Annotated in this window: 1 protein-coding gene; it reads left to right on the top strand. The window is 72.2% G+C overall.

Going from position 1 to position 227, the window contains the following annotated elements:
* The coding region (locus tag QUG01_RS19925; RefSeq protein WP_500831607.1) for an Ig-like domain-containing protein at nt 1-227 on the top strand (227 nt) is incomplete at both ends.

The following is a 227-nucleotide window of genomic DNA, read 5'->3' as shown; positions in this document are numbered from 1 at the left end:
GGACGGCACGGCGGTGGGCACGGCGACGGCGAACGGCAGCGGGGCATGGAGCTACAACCTGGCGAGCAGCCTGGCCGACGGCAACCACAGCATCCGGACGACGGCGACCGATGCGGCCGGCAATGTCAGCGCTCAATCCAGCGGCTACAACATCACCATCGACACCGCCGCGCCGAGCGCGCCGACGGGCCTGGCCCTGGCCACGGCTTCGGACACCGGCAGCAGCC

The organism is Chromobacterium sp. CCUG 76385 (genome assembly GCF_059916625.1).
This window is presented reverse-complemented; position numbering and strand designations above follow the sequence as displayed.